This window comes from Streptomyces sp. 5-10, from assembly GCF_014712245.1.
Classification (GTDB): domain Bacteria; phylum Actinomycetota; class Actinomycetes; order Streptomycetales; family Streptomycetaceae; genus Streptomyces; species Streptomyces violaceusniger.
In genome coordinates this window covers 70,240-89,473 of sequence record NZ_JACVYG010000013.1, presented here as the reverse complement: position 1 = coordinate 89,473, position 19,234 = coordinate 70,240, and the positions used below count along the sequence as shown (strand labels likewise).

The 19,234-nt window shown below is 71.1% G+C and carries 17 protein-coding genes; 7 read left to right on the top strand and 10 right to left on the bottom strand.

Going from position 1 to position 19,234, the window contains the following annotated elements; genetic code table 11:
• Window positions 1-49: 49 nt before the first annotated feature.
• From ectB to thpD, 3 genes are read left to right on the top strand one after another with little or no spacing between them, the layout of a single operon-like run.
• Window positions 50-1,312, top strand: a complete 1,263-nt coding sequence (gene ectB, locus IEJ02_RS17660) for a diaminobutyrate--2-oxoglutarate transaminase (protein WP_191065750.1) — start codon at window positions 50-52, stop codon at window positions 1,310-1,312.
• A 41-nt stretch (window positions 1,313-1,353) separates the two neighbouring features.
• Window positions 1,354-1,758, top strand: a complete 405-nt coding sequence (locus IEJ02_RS17655) for an ectoine synthase (protein ID WP_137977423.1) — start codon at window positions 1,354-1,356, stop codon at window positions 1,756-1,758.
• Between the two features lie 4 nt (window positions 1,759-1,762).
• Window positions 1,763-2,650, top strand: coding sequence for an ectoine hydroxylase (thpD, locus tag IEJ02_RS17650; protein WP_191065749.1), 888 nt, complete (start codon window positions 1,763-1,765; stop codon window positions 2,648-2,650).
• Between the two features lie 123 nt (window positions 2,651-2,773).
• Here thpD and IEJ02_RS17645 read toward each other — a convergent pair whose 3' ends face one another.
• Both IEJ02_RS17645 and IEJ02_RS17640 read right to left on the bottom strand, forming a co-directional pair.
• A complete protein-coding gene (locus IEJ02_RS17645) occupies window positions 2,774-3,820 on the bottom strand; it encodes an aminotransferase class V-fold PLP-dependent enzyme (RefSeq protein WP_191065748.1) in 1,047 nt (348 codons plus the stop codon).
• 222 nt (window positions 3,821-4,042) lie between these two features.
• Window positions 4,043-5,626 (bottom strand): aldehyde dehydrogenase (NADP(+)), encoded by a 1,584-nt coding sequence (locus tag IEJ02_RS17640; protein WP_191065747.1) that lies wholly within the window; start codon window positions 5,624-5,626, stop codon window positions 4,043-4,045.
• 87 nt (window positions 5,627-5,713) lie between these two features.
• On the opposite strand from IEJ02_RS17640, the gene IEJ02_RS17635 reads away from it, so the two are divergent.
• The 4 genes from IEJ02_RS17635 to IEJ02_RS17620 all read left to right on the top strand — a co-directional run bounded on the left by IEJ02_RS17635 (window position 5,714) and on the right by IEJ02_RS17620 (window position 9,751).
• Window positions 5,714-6,484, top strand: a complete 771-nt coding sequence (locus IEJ02_RS17635) for an IclR family transcriptional regulator (RefSeq protein WP_137977427.1) — start codon at window positions 5,714-5,716, stop codon at window positions 6,482-6,484.
• Window positions 6,485-6,760: 276 nt separating this feature from the next.
• The gene (locus tag IEJ02_RS17630; protein ID WP_191065746.1) at window positions 6,761-8,023 is read left to right on the top strand and encodes a sensor histidine kinase; all 1,263 of its coding nucleotides are present in this window, start codon (window positions 6,761-6,763) and stop codon (window positions 8,021-8,023) included.
• Window positions 8,020-8,700, top strand: coding sequence for a response regulator transcription factor (locus tag IEJ02_RS17625; RefSeq protein WP_137977429.1), 681 nt, complete (start codon window positions 8,020-8,022; stop codon window positions 8,698-8,700). The genes IEJ02_RS17630 and IEJ02_RS17625 overlap by 4 nt, the downstream gene beginning before the upstream one ends.
• A gap of 70 nt (window positions 8,701-8,770) precedes the next feature.
• Window positions 8,771-9,751: an aldo/keto reductase gene (locus tag IEJ02_RS17620; RefSeq protein ID WP_191065745.1), complete on the top strand. Its 981-nt coding sequence runs from the start codon at window positions 8,771-8,773 to the stop codon at window positions 9,749-9,751.
• 28 nt (window positions 9,752-9,779) lie between these two features.
• Here the strand turns inward: IEJ02_RS17620 and IEJ02_RS17615 are convergent, their stop codons facing one another.
• The 8 genes from IEJ02_RS17615 to IEJ02_RS17580 form a co-directional block, all read right to left on the bottom strand.
• Window positions 9,780-11,000, bottom strand: a complete 1,221-nt coding sequence (locus IEJ02_RS17615) for a right-handed parallel beta-helix repeat-containing protein (protein ID WP_191065744.1) — start codon at window positions 10,998-11,000, stop codon at window positions 9,780-9,782.
• A 213-nt stretch (window positions 11,001-11,213) separates the two neighbouring features.
• Window positions 11,214-12,041 carry a polysaccharide deacetylase family protein gene (locus tag IEJ02_RS17610; RefSeq protein ID WP_191065808.1) on the bottom strand — a complete coding sequence of 276 codons (828 nt, stop codon included), beginning with the start codon at window positions 12,039-12,041 and terminating at the stop codon, window positions 11,214-11,216.
• Between the two features lie 197 nt (window positions 12,042-12,238).
• Window positions 12,239-13,546 carry a pectate lyase family protein gene (locus tag IEJ02_RS17605; RefSeq protein ID WP_191065743.1) on the bottom strand — a complete coding sequence of 436 codons (1,308 nt, stop codon included), beginning with the start codon at window positions 13,544-13,546 and terminating at the stop codon, window positions 12,239-12,241.
• A gap of 155 nt (window positions 13,547-13,701) precedes the next feature.
• Window positions 13,702-15,042: an ABC transporter substrate-binding protein gene (locus IEJ02_RS17600; protein ID WP_191065742.1), complete on the bottom strand. Its 1,341-nt coding sequence runs from the start codon at window positions 15,040-15,042 to the stop codon at window positions 13,702-13,704.
• Window positions 15,043-15,194: 152 nt separating this feature from the next.
• The gene (locus tag IEJ02_RS17595; protein ID WP_191065741.1) at window positions 15,195-16,085 is read right to left on the bottom strand and encodes a DUF6807 domain-containing protein; all 891 of its coding nucleotides are present in this window, start codon (window positions 16,083-16,085) and stop codon (window positions 15,195-15,197) included.
• The gene (locus IEJ02_RS17590; RefSeq protein WP_191065740.1) at window positions 16,082-17,293 is read right to left on the bottom strand and encodes a Gfo/Idh/MocA family protein; all 1,212 of its coding nucleotides are present in this window, start codon (window positions 17,291-17,293) and stop codon (window positions 16,082-16,084) included. Before IEJ02_RS17590 ends, IEJ02_RS17595 begins: the two co-directional genes overlap by 4 nt.
• A 67-nt stretch (window positions 17,294-17,360) precedes the next feature.
• Window positions 17,361-18,260, bottom strand: a complete 900-nt coding sequence (locus tag IEJ02_RS17585) for a carbohydrate ABC transporter permease (protein ID WP_191065739.1) — start codon at window positions 18,258-18,260, stop codon at window positions 17,361-17,363.
• Window positions 18,257-19,183: a carbohydrate ABC transporter permease gene (locus tag IEJ02_RS17580; protein ID WP_191065738.1), complete on the bottom strand. Its 927-nt coding sequence runs from the start codon at window positions 19,181-19,183 to the stop codon at window positions 18,257-18,259. The genes IEJ02_RS17585 and IEJ02_RS17580 overlap by 4 nt, the downstream gene beginning before the upstream one ends.
• Between the last annotated feature and the right edge of the window lie 51 nt (window positions 19,184-19,234).

Sequence of the window (19,234 nt, the reverse complement as noted above, 5' to 3'; positions counted from 1 at the left end):
ATCCCCCACCCTCCTCACCCCCCTCACATCCCTCTCCCAGGAGAACGCTGTGACCATCACCCCGCCCGCCCTGAGCGTCTTCGAGGCCCTGGAGTCGGAGGTGCGCAGCTACTGCCGTGGCTGGCCCGCCGTCTTCGACCGTGCGCAGGGCAGCCACATGTACGACGAGGACGGCCACACCTACCTCGACTTCTTCGCCGGGGCCGGGTCGCTCAACTACGGCCACAACAACCCGGTGCTGAAACGGGCGCTGATCGACTACATCGAGCGTGACGGCGTCACCCACGGCCTGGACATGTCCACCACGGCCAAGCGCGCGTTCCTGGAGTCGTTCCAGAACAACATCCTGCGGCCGCGCGACCTGCCCTACAAGGTCATGTTCCCGGGCCCGACGGGGACCAACGCCGTCGAGGCCGCGCTGAAACTGGCCCGTAAGGTCAAGGGCCGCGAGTCGATCGTCTCCTTCACCAACGCCTTCCACGGCATGTCGCTGGGGTCGCTGGCGGTGACCGGCAACGCCTTCAAGCGCGCCGGTGCGGGCATCCCGCTGGTCCACGGCACCCCGATGCCGTTCGACAACTACTTCGACGGCACGGTCCCGGACTTCCTGTGGTTCGAGCGGCTGCTGGAGGACCAGGGTTCCGGCCTCAACCAGCCCGCCGCGGTGATCGTCGAGACCGTGCAGGGCGAGGGCGGCATCAACGTGGCCCGGCCCGAGTGGCTGCGCGCCCTGGCCGAGCTGTGCGAGCGCCAGGACATGCTGCTGATCGTCGACGACATCCAGATGGGCTGCGGCCGTACCGGCGCCTTCTTCTCCTTCGAGGAGGCGGGCATCACCCCGGACATCGTGACCGTCTCCAAGTCCATCAGCGGCTACGGCCTGCCGATGTCGCTCACCCTCTTCAAGCCCGAGCTGGACATCTGGGAGCCCGGCGAGCACAACGGCACCTTCCGCGGCAACAACCCCGCGTTCGTCACCGCCGCCGCCACCCTGGACACCTACTGGGCGGACGGCCAGATGGAGAAGCAGACCCTCGCCCGCGGCGAGCAGGTCGAGCAGGCCCTGCGCGCCATCTGCGAGGAGCAGTCCGGCACCCACTTCCGCGGCCGTGGCCTGGTGTGGGGCCTGGAGTTCGAGGACAAGCCGCGCGCCTCGGCGGTCTGCAAGCGCGCCTTCGAGCTGGGGCTGCTGCTGGAGACGTCCGGCCCCGAGAGCGAGGTCGTCAAGCTGCTGCCCGCGCTGACGATCTCCCCCGATGACCTGGACGAGGGGCTGCGGACCCTCGCCCGCGCGGTCCGCGAGACCGCGTAACCCCTCCCGCACCGCAGAGAAGAGAAAGGCAAGAACTCACCGTGATCGTCCGATCCTTCAAGGACATCGAGGACACCGAGAGGCACATCAAGTCCAAGTCCGGCACCTGGGAGAGCAAGCGCATCGTGCTCGCCCGGGAGGGCGTCGGCTTCTCGCTCCACGAGACCATCCTCTACGCGGGCACCGAGACGTCGATGTGGTACGCCAACCACATCGAGGCGGTGCTGTGCGTCGAGGGTGAGGCCGAGCTCACCAACGACGAGACCGGTGAAAAGCACTGGATCACGCCCGGCACCATGTACCTGCTGGACGGGCATGAGAAGCACACGATGCGTCCCAAGACGGACTTCCGGTGCGTCTGTGTCTTCAACCCGCCGATCACCGGACGGGAGGACCATGATGAGAACGGCGTATACCCGCTGATCACCGAGACCGAGGAGGCATGATCCGATGACCGCGGTCACTGACCTGTACCCGACCCGCGGGGCCGTGGAGGTGGCCACACCACGCGTGGACCCGGTGGTGTGGTCCGAACCCGGGGCTCCGGGGCCGCTGCAACCGTCCGAGCTGAGCGATTTCGATCGCGACGGCTTCCTGGCGATCGACGAGCTGATCACTCCGGTCGAGGTGGCGGAGTACCGCGCCGAACTGGAGCGGATGATCGCCGACCCGGACGTGCGCGCCGACGAACGCTCGATCATCGAGCCGCAGTCGCAGGACGTACGGTCGGTGTTCGAGGTGCACCGGATCAGCGAGGTCTTCGCCAAGCTGGTGCGCGACCCACGGGTCGTGGGCCGCGCCCGGCAGATCCTCGGCTCGGACGTGTACGTCCACCAGAGCCGGATCAACGTCAAGCCGGGCTTCGGCGCCTCGGGCTTCTACTGGCACTCGGACTTCGAGACCTGGCACGCCGAGGACGGGCTGCCGAACATGCGGACCGTGTCGGTCTCGATCGCGCTCACCGAGAACTACGCGTACAACGGCAGCCTGATGATCATGCCGGGGTCGCACCGCACCTTCCTGGGCTGCGCGGGCGCGACGCCGAAGGACAACTACAAGAAGTCGCTGCAGATGCAGGACGCGGGCACCCCGTCCGACGAGGCGCTCAGCGGCTTCGCCGACAAGCATGGCATCAAGCTGTTCACCGGGCAGCCCGGATCGGCCGTCTGGTTCGACTGCAACTGCATGCACGGGTCCGGCGACAACATCACGCCGTACTCCCGCAGCAATGTGTTCATCGTGTTCAACAGCGTGGAGAACACGGCGGTCGAGCCGTTCGCCGCACCGGTCCGCCGGCCGGAGTTCATCGGCGCGAGGGACTTCACGCCCGTTCGGTGATGACCGCCGTGCGATGACGTGACGTCCGTGATCTGAGGGAAGCCGGAGTGCCCCGGCTTCCCTCAGATTTTTGCTTCCCTCAGATTTTTGTGCCGCGAGTCCCCGCGCCGGGACCGGCCCGGCTCAGCCGGACAGCTTCTCCAGCAGCCGGTCCACATCGGCCGCGGTGTTGTACAGGTGGAAGGAGGCGCGGAGGTTGCCGGCCCGCGCCGAGACGTGCACGTCCGCCTCCGCCAGCCGGGACGCGGCGTCGCCCAGGCCCGGTACGGAGACGATGGCCGAGCCGGGGGCGGCCACGGGCTGGTGGCCGAGCGCGATGGCCCCGGCCCGGAAGCGGTCGGCGAGCGCGCGGTCGTGGGCGGCGATGGCCTCGGTGCCCAGCTCCTCGATCAGCGCGAGGGAGTGCCGGGCCGCGAGGTAGGAGTACAGGCTCGGGGCCTCGTCGAAGCGGCGGGCGGAGTGGGCGAGTTCGCTCACCGGGCCGTAACAGCTGTCCCAGGGCCTCTCGCCCGCGACCCAGCCCGCGAAGACGGGGGTGAGGTCGCCGAGGTCCTCGGGCACGGTGAGGAAGGCGACCCCGTGCGGGCACATCAGCCACTTGTAGGCCACGCAGACGGTGTAGTCGGCCTCGGCGGCGTTCACCGGGAACCAGCCGGCCGCCTGGCTGACGTCCACCAGCGTGCGGGCGCCGTGGGCCCGGGCGGCCTCCCGGATGGCGGCGAGATCGGCGATCCGCCCGTCCGCCGACTGGACCGCGCTCACGGCCACCAGCGCGGTACCGGGCCGCACCGCCTCGGCGATCTCCTCCAGCGGCACGATGCGCAACTTGAGGTCGCCGCGTACGGCGAAGGGGTTGACCAGGGAGCTGAAGTCGCCGTCGGCCACCAGGACTTCGGCGCCGGGCGGCAGCGAGGTCGCGATCATCCCCGCGTACCCGGCGACCGAGCTGCCCGCCGCGACCTGCCGCGCCGGTACTCCGACGAGCCGGGCGTAGGCGGCGCGGGCCGCCTCGACCGCCTCGAAGGCCACGCCGATCACGGGCTGTCCGGCGGCCGAGCCGTCGAGGGCCGCCTTCATGGCAGCCACGGAGCGTGCGGGGATCAGACCGCTGGATGCGGTGGTGAGATACGTCGTGTGTGGCGCGAATTCGGCGCCCGCCAGGCTCTCCATGTCCATCCACTATGGGACGGGCGCACCCCGGCGTCTATCGCGTTTCCGTGTCGGATGCCTTCAAGCGATCCTTATACATACCCGCTGACCTGCGGTGATTCTCATGGCTTGGTCGGCGCCCGGGTGAACGCCGACGCGAATCGGCCGCCGGCCGACGCGAATCGGCCGCCGGACGCGCGGGGCAGATCCGCGAGTCCGGCGGCCGATTCGCCGTTCCGGGGGTCAGCCGCGCTGCTCCAGGACGCCGTTGATCCGCCGCGGCAGCTCCAGCGGGTTCTCGTCGCGCAGCTCCGGCGGCAGCAGGGCGGCCGGGGTGTCCTGGTACGCGACCGGCCGCAGCCAGCGCTCGATGGCGGTGCCGCCGACCGAGGTGGAGGTGGAGGTGGTGGCCGGGTAGGGGCCGCCGTGGTGCTGGGCCGGGGCGACCGCGACACCGGTCGGCCAGCCGTTGACCAGGACCCGGCCGGCCAGCGGGGTGAGCTCGGCGATCAGCTCACCGGCCCGGCCCTCGGTGCCCTCGCCCTCGGCGGCGGAGAGGTGGACGGTGGCGGTGAGGTTGCCCGGGAGCCGGCCGAGCACCGCGCTGATCTCGTCGTCGCTCTCGTAGCGCGCCACGACGGTCACCGGCCCGAAGCACTCCTCCAGCAGCACATCGTGCGGGCCGCCCTCGGCGAGCCGCCGCGCCGGGACGGTCAGGAAGCCCGCGCTGACCGTGTGCTCACCGCCGGAGCCCGGGGTGACCGGGGCCGCCACGTCCTCCAGCTCGACGCGCTCCTTGATCCCGGCGACGAAGTTGTCCCGCATCCGGTGGTCGAGCAGGACCCCGGCGTCGGTGTTGCTGACCGCGTCGGTGAGGGACTTCAGCAGGCCGTCGCCCGCCGGTCCTGCCGGGGCCAGCACAAAGCCGGGCTTGGTGCAGAACTGGCCGACGCCCAGCGTCATGGAGCCCGCGAGCCCCGCGCCGATCTGGTCGCCGCGCTCGGCGGCCGCGGCCTCGGTGACCACGACCGGGTTGAGGCTGCCCAGTTCGCCGTGGAAGGGGATCGGCACCGGCCGGGAGGCCGCCGCGTCGTGCAGGGCGCGGCCGCCGCGGACCGAGCCGGTGAACCCGGCGGCGGCGATCAGCGGATGCTTGACCAGCTCGAGACCCGCGTCGAAGCCGTGCACCACCGCGATCACATCGGCGGGCACCCCGACCCGCTCGGCGGCGCGGCGCAGCGCGGAGGCGGCCACCTCGGAGGTGGCGGGGTGGTCCGGGTGGGCCTTGACGACGACCGGGCAGCCCGCGGCGAGGGCGCTCGCGGTGTCCCCGCCGGGCACGGAGAAGGCGAGCGGGAAGTTGCTGGCGGCGTAGACGGCGACGACGCCGAGCGGCAGCTTGTAGCGGCGCAGATCGGGCCAGGGCGGGGTCTGGGTGGCGTCGGCGTGGTCGATGCGGACGTCGAGGAAGGCGCCCTCGTCCACGATGGCCGCGAAGGCCCGCAGCTGGTAGGTGGTGCGGGCGAGTTCGCCGGTGAGCCGGGCGGGGCCGAGTGCGGTCTCCGCGTCGGCGGCCTCGACCAGCTGGTCACGGGCCTCGTCGAGCAGATCGGCGGCGGTGCGCAGCAGGGCGGCGCGCACCGCACGGTCGGCCAGGGAGCCGCGGGCGGCATGGGCCGCGCGCACCACGCGGTCGACCTCCTCCGCCGTGGCTTCGACCGCTACCTGCTCGCGCTGCTTTCCGGTTCGGGGGTCGACGCTCCACACTGGTGCTGACACCGCGGATTCCTCCTGCTGTGGTGTTACCGCTGCTTGCGTCTCACACATCGACGGTGTTCGATATGCTGAACGCTGTCCCGGGTGATGAATTTCCCCTCGGGACTCTATGGCTGGTCGAACAGAGGGGTCAAGGCGATGTCAGCTGCCGAGACAGGCGGGGCCCAGGTCAAATCGGCAGTCCGCACGGTCGAACTGCTGGAGTTCTTCGCCGGGCGGCCGGGGATGCACAGCCTCGCCGCGGTCCAGGAGGCCGTGGGCTACCCCAAGTCGAGCCTCTACATGCTGCTGCGCACCCTGGTGGAGCTCGGCTGGGTGGAGACGGACGCCACCGGCACCCGCTACGGGATCGGGGTGCGCGCCCTCCTCGTCGGCACCTCCTACATCGACGGCGACGAGGTCGTGGCCGCCGCCCGCCCCACCCTGGACCGGCTCTCGGACGACACCACCGAGACCATCCACCTCGCCCGGCTCGACGGCACCAATGTCGTCTATCTCGCCACCCGGCAGTCCCAGCACTATCTGCGCCCCTTCACCCGCGTCGGCCGCCGGCTGCCCGCCCACTCCACCTCGCTGGGCAAGGCGCTGCTGGCCACGTACTCCGACGAGCAGGTGCGCAAGCTGCTGCCGGAGACGCTGGGCCAGCTCACCGACCACACCATCACCGACCGCGAGAAGCTGATCGAGGAGCTGCACCTCATCCGGGAGCAGGGGTACGCGGTGGACCGCGAGGAGAACACCCTGGGCCTGCGCTGCTTCGGCATCGCCATCCCGTACCGCACCCCCTCGCGCGACGCCATCAGCTGCTCGGTGCCGGTGGCCCGGCTCACCCCCGCCCATGAGCAGATGATCAAGGACGCCCTGTTCGACGCCCGGGACCGGCTCACCCTCGCGACGCGCCGCCTCTGACCCACGGGAGGACGCTCCCCTCCGCCGCACAGCGGAGGTGGATCGTCGGGCGGGGTGACGCGCGGCGCGCGGCGCGCCGGGAGGCTGGTGGCCATGACCCAGCCCCTCCCCGGCGTGCGTCCGGCCGACCGCCCGGAGCGCCGCCAAGGAGCCGACCGCGCCGCTGAAACTGACCTACGCTGTGCGGATGACCGTCGGATCACTCGCCCGCACGGCCGGCGGGCGCTTCTTCCGCGAGCGCGGCTCCGCGGGTCGCGCGGCGCAACGCCCCGCCCGGTGACCGGGGTGTGGTGGCGGCGGGCGGTCCGTGCGGTGATCGGCCGCCGGGTTCAGCTGCGCTGGGTCCATCTGGTGCTCGGCGGCGCCCTGCTGATGCCGTACTACCTGCTGACCACCGTGGTCTTCGCGATGCTGGTCCGGGGTGCCGATCCCTTCACCTCCCTGCGCTGGCAGCTGGGCACCTTCGCCTCGGCCCTGCCGCTGGCCGCGCCGACCGCGCTGCTGCCGCTCGTACGCCCCTTGGAGGCCACCGCCGCGCGCTCGCTGTGCGGGCTGCCGGAGTCCGCGGAGCTCGCGGCCGGGCCCGCCGGTTCATGGGACGCGCGCGCCCGCACCGCGCTCTGGTACGGACTGCACCTGGCCATCGGCGGGCTGGTCAGCGGGCTCTTCCTGTCCCTGCTGCCCGCCTCGGCGATGCTGGTCGCGCTGCCGTTCACCGACGATTCGTACGCCGACGGGCTGGGCTGGCCGGACTCGTTCGGCTCGGCCCCCACCGCGCTGGCGCCCTTGGCCGGGGCGGCGCTGCTGGCCCTGCTCATGGGGATCGCCGCGGCCGCCGGGGCGCTGCTGGCCCGCTGCGCGCCCGCGCTGCTCGGCCCGTCCCCCGCCGAGCGGCTCGCCGCCGCCGAGCGGCGGGCCGCCCGGCTCGCCTCCCGCAACCGGCTCGCCCGCGAGCTGCACGACTCGGTCGGCCATGCGCTGAGCGCGGTGACCCTCCAGGCGAGCGCGGCCCGTAAGGTCCTCGACTCCGACCCGGACTTCGCCCGGGAGGCGCTGGCGGCCATCGAGGAGACCACCCGGGACGCGGTCGGGGAACTCGACAGCGTGCTGGGCCTGTTGCGGGAAGGGGAGGGCGCCCCGGCCCCCGCCCCCTCCCCCACCCTGATGGATCTGGACGGGCTGCTCGCCCGCACCCGGGCCGCGGGCGTCGCCGTCGAGCTGACGGCCCCGGGCACGCTGGACCGGCTGCCGCCCGTGGTCTCCCGCGAGGCGTACCGCATCGTCCAGGAGGGGCTCAGCAACGCGCTGCGCCACGCGGGCCGGGTGCCGGTGCGGCTCCGGATCGCCGAGGACCGGAAGAAGGTGGAAATCACAATGGAGAACCCGGTGGACGGAACCACCCGGGAACGGCCCACCGGCGGCCGCGGGCTGCGCGGCATCGCCGAGCGGGCCACCCTGCTGCGCGGCACCTGCGCGTGGGACACCGTGGACGGCGTCTGGCGGCTGACGGTCCGGCTCCCGGTGGAGGCGTCCCGGTGAGCGCCCCGCCGTCCCCCCTGCGCATCGTGCTCGTCGACGACGAGCGGATGGTGCGCACCGCGCTGCGCGCGATCCTCTCCAGCGAGCCGGACCTGGAGGTCGTGGGCGAGGCCGGAAGCGGCGCCGAGGCCGTGCCGGTGGTCCGTGAGCTGCGCCCGGACGTGGTGCTGATGGACGTCCGGATGCCCGATGTGGACGGCATCCGCGCCACCGAGCGGATCCTGGGCACCGTGCCGGACCCGCCGCGGGTCATCGTGGTGACGACGTTCGAGAACGACGCTTACGTGTACGACGCGCTGCGCGCCGGGGCCAGCGGCTTCCTGCTCAAGCGGGCCCGCGCGGCGGAGCTGGTGGACGCGGTGCGGGTGGTGGCGCGCAGCGATTCGCTGCTGTTCCCGGCCGCGGTGCGGGCGCTGGCCGCCGAGCACGCCGCCGCCCGCGGCCCGGACCGCGAGGCGACGGCGCGGGCGCTGCGCGAGCGGCTCTCCGAGCGGGAGGCCGTGGTGCTGCGGCTGATGACCGACGGGCTGTCCAACTCCGAGATCGCGGCCCGGATGGCGGTGGGCCCGGCCACCGTCAAGACTCATGTGGGGGCGGTGCTCACCAAGCTGGGCGTCCGGGACCGCACCCAGGCGGTGATCGCCGCGTACGAAAGCGGTTTCGTCACACCGGGCTGACATCCGGCGGCCGGAGTGGTCTGCTGTGACGGGTCGGCCGAACGGGCGGACGAGCAGGAGGAGCAGACGCATGGAGTACGTACGGCTGGGCGCGTCGGGCGTCAAGGTGTCGCGGATCTGCCTGGGCATGATGAGCTACGGCAGCCCCGAGCACCGGCCCTGGCAGCTGGACATCGACGACGCGCGGCCCATCGTGCGGCGCGCGGTCGAGGAGGGGGTGACCTTCTTCGACACCGCCGACATGTACTCGGTGGGCCGGAGCGAGGAGATCACCGGTGAGCTGCTGCGGGAGCTCTTCCCCAGCCGCGACGACTACGTCCTGGCCACGAAGGTCTACAGCCCGATGGGCGAGGGCCCCAACGACCGCGGTCTCTCCCGCAAGCACATCATGGCGGGCATCGACGCCTCGCTGCGGCGGCTGGGCACCGACCACGTGGACCTCTACCAGATCCACCGCTTCGACCACGAGACACCGCTCGAGGAGACGATGGAGGCGCTGCACGATGTGGTGCGGGCCGGAAAGGCCCGGTACATCGGCGCGTCCTCCATGTACGCCTGGCAGTTCGCCAAGGCGCAGCACATCGCCGAGGCGCACGGCTGGACCCGGTTCGTCTCGATGCAGAACCACTACAACCTGCTCTACCGCGAGGAGGAGCGGGAGATGAACCCGCTCTGCCTGGACCAGGGCGTGGGCGTCATCCCCTGGAGCCCGCTGGCGCGCGGGCTGCTGGCGGGCACCCGCGACCGGGACCGCACCGGGCAGACGGTCCGGGCGGGCAACGATCCGATGGTGGAGCGGTGGTACGCGGACGCGGACTTCTCCATCGTGGACGCCACCCGCGCGGTCGCCGAGGAACGCGGGGTGTCCCCGGCCCAGGTCGCGCTGGCGTGGCTGCTCAGCAGGCCCGCGGTCACCGCGCCGATCGTCGGGGCCACGAAGACCCGCCATCTGGAGGACGCGGTCGCGGCGGTCGGGCTGACGCTCGACGAGAGGGAGGTGGCCCGCCTGGAGGCCCCCTACCGCCCGCGCCCCATCATGGGCCACAGCTGACGGGGGCGGGGCGGCTCCCACCGGGGTTTCACTTCATCGGCGAACCGATGTCGGTGCGGTCCATGACCACGAGGAAGCCGGTGAGCGGCAGGGAGCCGTTCGGCCGCCGGGGGCCGAAGGCCGTGGTGGGGTCGGTGGTGACCAGGGGCGGGGTGGCCCGGCCGCCCGGCGCCCAGTTGTTGTCCCGCGAGACGGCGAGGGGGCCGGCGTCGGCGCTGCCGCGGCCGTTGGAGAGCGCGAGGTTGCGGGTCAGCCGGGCGTGGGAGCCGGCGACGGAGTAGCCCTTGCCCCAGTTGTCGAAGGAGGTGGTGCGCTGGAGCCGGAGGGCTCCGGTGTTGCCGCCCGCGTCGAAGCCGCTCTTGGTGTTGGCCCAGGCGGCGGAGGTCCGTACGACATGGGCGGGCGAGGGGGCGCCACGGCGGTCGGCGCCGAGCTGGAAGCCGCTGCCGTCGCCCTTGAAGTAGGGGATGTGCCAGCGGTTCCGGCCGTTTCCGAAGGCCCAGGAGTGCTCGATGGTGACGGGGCTCGCCCACATCCACAGGTCGAGGCCGTCGTCGCTGTTGTGGTACAGCCGGGATCCGGTGACCACGTTGCCGGTGCCGGAGCCGTGGGTGATGGCTATGCCGTCGGCTCGCTGGCCGCCGGTGGCGTCGTCGTGGTTGGCGTAGGAGTCCAGGTTCCGGATGACGTTGCCGTTGGTGTCGTCGCCGCGGAGGGTGAGCCCGGTGTCGCCGTTGCCGTGGGTGCTGAGGTTCTGGAAGACGTTGCGCGCGCAGGAGGTGCAGACCAGGCCGCCGCCCGGGGCGTTGCGCAGTTCGATGCCGGAGACCGTCCAGTAGTCGGCGGCGAGGGAGACCAGGGAGGAGCCCTCGCCCAGCCGGGAGCCGTCGAGCCGGACCTTCTCCGCCCGGTACGACCGCAGTTGGACGCGCTCGCGGGGGGTGCCGCTGACGGAGCTGCGCAGGGTCCTGGAGGGGTAGTACGTGCCGCCGCGGACCTCGATGGTGGTGCCCGCCTTGGCGGTGGAGAACGCCTTCTCCAGGCTTCGGTAGGGGGACTTGAGGGTGCCGGTGTTGCCGTCGCTGCCGTTGGTGGCCACATACAGGGTGGTGGGCACGGCGCTCGCGCCCTCCGGCGAAGCCGTCAGATACACCCCGGCCACGGCCGACGCCACGATCACGGCGCTGCCCAACGGCAGCGTGCGATCCTTGCGGCGGCGGTGACGGCCCCGTTTGCGTCTCAGCCCCATGGCAACTCCTGTTCCGCGTCGAGAGAACGGGCCGGAGGATCCGAACCGGCCCGCTCCATGTCGTAGTTGCCGCCAGTCCAGATTAGGTTGCCGCACTCCCGAGGATTCTTAGATTACGAAATCCCGATCGCATCGCGATAGCTTGCGACAACTCTTGATCATTTTGTGGCCGAGGGTGTTCGAACGCGACGGAGATGGTGTTGGTTTGTTGCCTCATGGGCGATAGACCTTGCCCGGTTCCGGGACGGCCGGGGCCATCAACTGGGAGACCGTCACCACCGTGTAGCCCTCCTTCTTCAGCTTCGCCAGCATCCCCGGCACCGCCGGCACCGTGCCCGGGTAGATGTCGTGCAGCAGGATGATCCCGTCGCGCTTCGTCTGGTCCAGCACCCGCTTCTCGATCAGCGCGGAGTCGTTCGTCTGGTAGTCCTTCGCCGTCACGCTCCACAGCACCTGCGCCACGCCCAGCTCGCGGCAGATCTTGGAGACCCGCTCGTCCGTACGCCCCTGCGGCGGGCGCATCAGCAGCGGCGTACGGCCGGTGAGCTTCTTGACGGCGGTCTGGACGCGGGTGATCTCCGTGCGGACCTCGTCGGAGTCGGTCTTGGTCAGGATCTTGTGCGACCAGGTGTGGTTGGCCAGTTCATGCCCCTCGTCCGCGATGCGGCGCACCAGGTCCGGGTGGCGGTCGATGTGCTTCCTGCCGAGCATGAAGAAGGTCGCGTGGGCCTTCTCGCGCTCGAGGATCTTCAGCAGCCGGGGGGTGTTGCCGCTGGGGCCCGCGTCGAAGGTGAGGGCGACGCACTTGGCGACGGCGCAGTCGACCGAGCCGTTCGCGTCGTTCGCCCCGTCACCCCCCTTGAGCACGTCCGGCTTGGAGGCGGCCGGTGTCGAGCCGTCGGCGTCCGACGCCGCGTGCTCCCGGGCGCTGCGCGGCGAGGTGGTGTCGTACGACGCGCCGCAGCCGCTGAGGCCCAACGTCAGGCAGACGGCGCTGACGAGACCGACACACAGCCCGGATATTCGACCTTTTCGCCCCATTGATGCCCCCGAAGTCCCCTTGTGGTCAATAGTGGTCGCCATGCCGCCAACGTCCGCCCAAATGCGTAAAGTTGGCAGCACAAGCTGCGAGCACTATACATCGCACGTATACACGGGGTTCATAGTCGGGGACGGGAAAGGGATGCCGGGCGGGGCCAGTAACGCCCGGCCTCCCCGCTTTCGGTGGCAGCGGGCCGTCAGAGCCGACGGCCCGCGCCCGCGCCCCCGTCCACGGCACCGGGCACCACGCGCGGCGCGTCGATCCGCGGGCGCAGCGTCGGCGTCCAGCCCGCGTCATCGCCCAGCGTCTCCCCGGGGACACCCGCGTTGTGGAGGGCGAGGAGGTCGGCCGGGCGACCGCCGAGGAGGTTGTTCCGCGCGGTCAGCGCCGTGCCGTTCCACTTCTTGATGATCTTCGCGGGGTCAACGGAGGAGGGCGTCGTGAAGGCGTTGGCCTCGGCGACGAGTTGGGACTCGATGCCCACGCCCCAGCTGTAGACATATCCGCTCTTCGGCGCGACGAAGTGGTTGTTGTAGACGTCCACCTTCCCGAACCGCACCCGCGGCGCCCGCTCCACGATGTTCTTGAACAGGTTGTGGTGGAGGGTGACCCGGAGCCTGCCGCGGTCCGTCGCGCCCGCGCCGTCGCTGTTGCCGATCATCAGCGTCTTGTCGTGGTCGGCGAAGACGTTCCAGGACGCGGTGACGAGATCGGCGCCGCGCACCACGTCCAGCTCACCGTCGTGCTGCTGATAGAGCCGCCCGTAGTAGCTGGGCTGGGCGCTGTCCGGGCGGCGGCCGTCGGTGAAGGTGTTGTGGTCGATCCAGACGTGGGTGGAGCCGTACACCACCAGGTTGTCGTACTCGGAGTTCCAGTTGCCGTCGTCGCCGTCGGTCGGATCCCAGGCGGGGAAGCAGTCGAAGGCGTCCTCGAACGTGAGATCGCGGACGATGACGTTGTCCGCGCCCCGGACCTGGAGGCTGGCGCCCAGTAGCCGGGCGGAGCGGCCGAGGCCCACGATGGTGGTGTTGGAACCCACCGTCAGCTCGACCCGTTCGGCCTGCCGGGCGGCGGAGGCGGCGCGGGCGTCCTCCTGGGGGCCGGACGGCTCGGTCCTGCCCCAGGTCGCCGGGTCGTAGGCGGTGAGATAGGCGTCCAGGGAGTAGCCGTCGGTCGCGTAGTCCGCGCAGGACAATGGCCTTCCGGCAGCGTCGGTGTTGGCGTCGATCGTGCCCTTGACGTAGATCATCTTTGGCGTGGGATCGGCGTCGTTCAGCGCCCCGGCCAGCTCCGCCCGGTTGCTGACCGTGAAGGTGTGCGCCCGGTCGGCCTTGGCGCCGCCGGTCGTACCGCCGTCGGCGGAGGCCCAGCCGTCGCCCGCGGGGAGGGCGGCACGGGCGGGGGCCGACGGCGTATGTGCCGAGGCGGGAGCGGTGGCGAACGAGCCGAGGGCGAACGCGGCACAGCCGAGCACGGCGGCGACGCGGGCATGGCATCTGGGCATGACGGCTCCTGTGGATGACGAGACAAAACGGCGAAGGGGCGGCGGTGAACGGGGTTGCCGCCGAGGTGTGACGGGTGCCGGGACGGCCGCCGCCGTGGCGCGGCCGCCCCGATGCGCGCGGCTCATACGGCTGTCCGGCCATGGCGGCCGGCCGGCTAGCTCTGGTGCTTCTTCCAGTCCGCCTGTGCCGCGTTGAGCTCCTTCGCGACCTTGTCGCAGAACGCCTTGGCGGTCATCCGGCCGAGCAGCACCTTCTGGAAGCTGGGCTCGTTGTCGGCCTTGCTGATGTTGTTCCAGTCCGGGAGGTAGTACGGCAGCTGGACGACCTTGGTCCGCGGATCGTTGAGCGACTCCAGCGCGGCCTTGGTCGGCGGGGCCTTCGCGATCCAGTCGTCGTCGGCGGCGCCGACGTTGGCGGGGATCGCGCCGACATCCTCGTTCCAGAGGCTGTTCATCTCCGGGGAGGCCGCGAACTCGATGAACTTCCAGGCCGCCGCCTTGTTCTTGCTCGCCTTGAACAGCCCTAGGCCGTCGACCGGGTTGGAGACGATGGTGCGCGCCGCGCCCGGCCGGGACGGCGGCAGCGGTATGCCCGCGACCTTGTCCTTGCCGAGCAGCCGTACGTGGTCCACATAGCTGCCGAGGTTGTGCTGGAGCATCCCGATGTCGCCCTGGTCGAACTGGGCGACCATCTTGGCGAAGTCGTTGTTGAGGTCGGCGGCGGGGGTGACCTTCTTGAAGAGGGCGATGTACTTCTCGAGCGCCGCGACGTTCCTGGGGTCGTTGAGGGTGGTCTTGTCCCCGTCCTCGCCGTTCCAGAAGGACGAGATGCCGGACTGTGCGTACATCATGTCCAGCGCCTGGGCGATCGAGCCCGCGCCGCCGCGCAGGGTGAAGCCGAACGTGTTCCGGCCCTTGTCGGTCAGCTCCTCGGCGGCCTTGTAGAAGTTCTGCCAGCTGTCGGGCGCGGGCAGCTTCGCCGCCTTGAAGAGGTCGGTGCGGTACCAGAGGGTGCCCTGGTTGGCGGAGGTCGGGACGGAGTACAGCTCCTTGTCGTCACCCCCGGCCGCCCGGACGCTCTCGACCATGTTCTTGATCAGCTTGCCCTTGAGGGCGCTGTCGCCGATGCGGTCGGTCACGGGGTCGAGGGCGCCCTGGGCGACCAGATTGGCCAGATACGCGGTGCCCACGCCGCCGACGTCGGGCAGGCTGTCGCCGCCGCTCTGGATGGCGGTGTCGTACTTCGACTGCACGTTGGCGATCGGGATCGGGACGTACTTGACCGTGATGTCGGGGTACTTGTCCTCGAACTTGGCGATGATCTGCTTCCAGATCTTGGTGCGGGGGCCGCCGTTGTTGTCCCAGAAGGTGATGGTGCCCTTGCCGGAGCCTTCCTCGCCGGTGGTCGAGCCGTCGTCTCCGCACGCTGTGGCTGTCAGGGCGAGGGTGAGGGTTGCGGCCAGGGCGGCTGCGGTTCTGCGGGTGCGTGGGTTCATCTTTTGTGGGTTCCCTTGCGGTTGCTGGTCGTTGGGGATCGCGCCGTCGTGGTTGAGGCAATGGCCATGTGCAGGCTGGTTGTGCCCACCCGTTCCGCCAGGGGGCGCCTCCCAGCGGTAGCTGGGGGAAGAAGGATTGCCCACAACCCTGCTCATACGGCCGCTCCCCTGTCGGAGAGGTGGGCTGCCAGGCGGGCTGCCGCCGGGTGGGGCAGGCGGGTGTCGGCTATCGCCGTGACGATGCGGCGGGTGACCGTGTCGGCGGGGGCTATGGGCAGAGGGCGCTGCCAGGTGAGGGCCGAGCCGACGCCCGGGTGGTCGCCGGTGCGGACCCACCACGGGTCGGCCCGGGTGTCGCCGGTCGCGCCGACGAACACCAGCGTCCAGTCGTCGGTGGCCAGCGCCAGCCAGTCCGCTGGCCGTCCGTGCACCGCCGCCTCGCCCTCGCCGTCGGCGCTGAAGGCGTGCGCGGGCTCGGGGCGCCGGGGGACCCGCCAGAAGAAGCCACCCGCGTGGCCCGCCCCGCCGAGGGCGATCTCCTCGCCGGTCACATTGGTGAGGGCGGAGGTGAAGTCCAGCGCCCAGCACTCCGTTCCGAGGGACCGTACGGCCACCGTGCGCCGCTCCAGCAGCAGTTGCCGCCCGCCGGCCGTCCACGACAGCTCTTCCACGAACCCGTCGGGGTCGCGCAGCAGCCAGCTGAGGTGACGCTGGCCGCCCTGGTGGTCCCGTCGGCCCGGGCCGCCCCGGAAGTTCCATCCGGCCACCTCCGGGATGGCCATGGACACCCCCAGGCGGGCCGGATCCTCGGCGGGCCGCAGCCCGGTGACGGTGACACCGCCGAGGGTGCGCACGGGGTGCAGATACGGGCGCGGCGCGACCGTGCCGGGCAGTTCGGGGCGGTGCACATACGTCCCGACGACCCGGTGCTCATGGCGCAGCAAGGTGCATGGGGGACGGCGGGTGAGGGAGGGAGTGAGCGGGGTGGAGGGGGCCAGGGCGTGGGAGGGAGTCAGGGGGTTGGAGGGGGTCAGCGGTGTCATGGGTGCGGGACCTCCGTGGGGGGAGCGGCCCAGGGGGCGCGCAGTTCGGAGTACAGGGCGAGGCGCTCGGCGCCGGCGGTGACCAGTCGGTCGATGCCGGTCACCACGCGCCGCTTGGCCGCCCGCGCGGTGACGCCCGCACCGGGCTCGGTGCGCCAGGCGCCGGCGGGCAGCGGAACCGGTGCGGGGGCGGTGCGGACCGCCTCGACGACGCGCATGAAGGCGCCGGTGCGGTCCGGGGGAACGAGCAGTTCGGTGCCGTCGCGGAGATGCGCGACGAGGTTGTCCAGCAGATCGGTGCGCGCGTGGTCGGTGGTCTCGGGCGGCGCACCGTCGCGTTCGATACGGACCCGGTCCAGCTTGTACCAGAAGGTGATCCGGCCCCGGTCGCCGTGGACGACCACATACGGCTCACCGGGCTCCTCCGCGCACAGGGTGACGGCGGCGGCCACCGTGGTGCCGCGGGTGGTGCGGATCCGTACGCAGGAGGTGTCGTCGGCCTCGATGGCGTTGGCCCGGTACAGCTCCAGCTCGACACCGGCCACGTCCTCGGCCCGGTCGGCGTCGGCGAGGTGCAGGGCGGTGGCGATGGCGTGGGCGAGGGGGTTGGTGAGGACGCCGTCCACGACGTCGCGGCCGTCGAGGGTGCGGTGTCCGGCCCAGGGGGCGCGGGTGTAGTAGTCCTCGTCGCGGGCCCATGCCCCGGCCGCGCCGATGCCACGGATCGCCCCTATGCGGCCGTCGGCGACGAGCTTCCGGATGGCGGGCAGGGCATGGGAGCCGAGCGACTGGAAGCCGATCTGGCAGGCGGTTCCGTATCCGCGGAGTCCTTCGCTCATCCGGGTGAATTCGGCGTACGAGGGTGTGGGCGGCTTCTCCAGCAGAAGGTGCGCACCGCGCTCGGCGGCGGTGAGGGCGAGGTCGGCGTGAGTGTGGATCGGGGTGCAGATGACCGCGATCCGGGCGCCGGTGCGGGTCACGAGCGCGGCGAGGTCGGCGGACTGCTCGGGCTCGCCGAGCCCGTCGCCCAGCTCCTCGCGGGTGAGCGGCGCGAGTTCGCACACCCCGGCCAGCCGGACCCTTCCCCCGGCGGTCAGCCGCCGGATGTTGTCCAGGTGCCAGCGGCCGTGCCCGCGGGCTCCCGCGAGGACGAGAGGTATCGGTTCCTGCGGCTCCGTCGGTTCCTTCGGTTCCGGGGCCGTACCCATGCTCGGACCTCCTTGTCCGACTCGTTCGCGAATGCTCGTTCCGCCGATCCAACGGGTCAGGTTTCGGTCAGCCCTTGACCGCCCCCGCGCTGAAGCCGGTGATCAGCCACTTCTGGATGAAGGCGAAGACGAGGACGACGGGCACCGCGGCGATCACCCCGCCCGCCGCGAGCGCGCCCAGGTCGACGCTGTCCGCCCCGATGAGGGTGTTGAGGCCGACCGGGATCGTCTGTTTGTCCTGGGAGCTGAGGAACATCAGCGCGAACAGGAAGTGGTTCCAGCTGTGTACGAAGGCGAAGGAGCCGACCGCGACCAGCCCGGGGCGCAGCAGCGGCAGCACCACCGCGCAGAAGGCCCGGAAGCGGCCGCAGCCGTCCACCCACGCCTGCTCCTCCAGCGACACCGGCACGTTCCTGATGAAGCCGCTGATGAGGATGATCGACAGGGGCAGCTGGAAGACCGTCTCCGCGATGACCACGCTCCCCAGCGAGTTGATCATCTGCAGGTTCTTGAAGATCTCGAAGAGCGGCACCAGCATCAGCGCGCCCGGGATGAACTGCGAGGCCAGCAGCGCCAGCATGAAGCCCTTTTTGATCCGGAACTCGAAGCGGGCGAGGGCGTAGCCGCCGGCCAGCGCGACCGCCGTCGTCATCACCAGTGAGGCGACGCCGACGATCATGCTGTTCTGGAAGAAGATCCCGAAGCTGCGCTCGTTCCAGACCTTCTGGAAGTGCTCACCGGTGATCGGCCAGGGCACCAGCGCGTTCGAGCCCGCGGGGCGCAGCGCGAACAGCAGCATCCAGTAGAAGGGGACGAGGGTGAACAGCAGATACAGGCCCAGCGGCAGATAGATCTGCCAGCGCGGCACGCCCTGGTCGGATCCGCGCCGGCGCCTTCCGCGGGCGGTGGGCGGCGGGGCGGCCGCGGCGGTGGGCAGGGTGCCCTGCTCGGCGAGTGCGGTGGTCACTTGGTCTCGCCTCCGAACTTGCTCAGGCGCAGATAGAGGATCGAGCAGAAGAGGAGGATCACGAAGGCGACGGTGGTCAGCGCGGAGGCGTAGCCGAAGTCATGGCCGTTGATCCCGGTGTTGGCGACGTACAGCGGGAGGGTGGTGGTCTGCCCGGCCGGTCCGCCGCCGGTGAGGGTGTAGAGCAGATCGACGTTGTTGAACTCCCAGACGCCGCGCAGCAGCGTGGAGAGGATGATCGCGTCCTTCAGGTGCGGCAGGGTGATGTGGAGGAACCGCCGCGCCCGGCCCGCGCCGTCGACCGAGGCCGCCTCGTAGAGGTCCCTGGGGATGGACTGGAGGTCGGCGAGGAGGAGGATCGCGAAGAAGGGGACGCCGCGCCAGAGTTCGGCGACGACGGCGGCCCAGAAGACGGTCCCGGTGTCCGAGAGCACCGAGGTGCCGTAGGTGCCGATCCCCGCATCCGCGAGATAGCGGCTGATGCCGGTCGAGGGGTTGTAGAGCAGCATCCAGATGGTGGTGGTCAGCACGCCGGACACGGCCCAGGGCGAGAAGACCAGGGCGCGGGCGAGACCACGGCCGAGGAAGGTCTGGTTCACCAGCAGGGCGAGCGCGAGGCCGAGCAGGAGCTGCGACAGCACCTCGGTGACGACCCATTTGCCGCTGAAGACGAGCGTGTCCCAGAACTGCGGGTCGTCCGTGAAGATCCGGGTGAAGTTGTCCAGGCCCGCGTAGCCGTTCCGCCAGGGCTTGGTGACGTTGTAGTTCCGCAGGCTGTAGTAGAGGACGCTGAGCATCGGATAGGCGATGAAGCCCAGCATCAGCAGCCCGGCGGGGGCGATCAGCAGATACGGGAGGCGGCGGGCCGGTCCTCCCGTACGGCGCCGTGTGCCCCGGGGTGGTTTCGCCACGGCGTGGGCCATGACTGCTTCTCCGTTCTCAACAGGTGCGCGGGCGGGCGGTCTCGGAGGGGC